The sequence below is a fragment of the Escherichia sp. AM3 genome (genome assembly GCF_032029835.1).
GTDB classification, from domain to species: Bacteria; Pseudomonadota; Gammaproteobacteria; order Enterobacterales; family Enterobacteriaceae; genus Escherichia; species Escherichia coli.
In genome coordinates this window covers 1-299 of sequence record NZ_JAVUPQ010000822.1, presented here as the reverse complement: position 1 = coordinate 299, position 299 = coordinate 1, and the positions used below count along the sequence as shown (strand labels likewise).

General features: G+C 48.5%; 2 tRNA genes. Both read left to right on the top strand.

Features of this window, described 5'->3' with window-relative positions:
- Position 1: 1 nt before the first annotated feature.
- A tRNA-Lys gene (locus RTW80_RS28555) sits at positions 2 to 77 on the top strand.
- A gap of 146 nt (positions 78 to 223) precedes the next feature.
- Positions 224 to 299: transfer RNA gene (locus tag RTW80_RS28550), tRNA-Lys, on the top strand.

Genomic DNA, 299 nt, shown 5'->3' with positions numbered 1-299 from the left:
CGGGTCGTTAGCTCAGTTGGTAGAGCAGTTGACTTTTAATCAATTGGTCGCAGGTTCGAATCCTGCACGACCCACCAGTTTTAACATCAAACTCAGATGTTAAGCGTGAAGGATAACGTTACGCCAGCAACGGCCCGTAGGGCGAGCGAAGCGAGTCATCCTGCACGAGCCACCAATTTTAAAGATTGGTTCCGAGTAGAAATCTTTCAGGTAACACCCATATGGGTCGTTAGCTCAGTTGGTAGAGCAGTTGACTTTTAATCAATTGGTCGCAGGTTCGAATCCTGCACGACCCACCA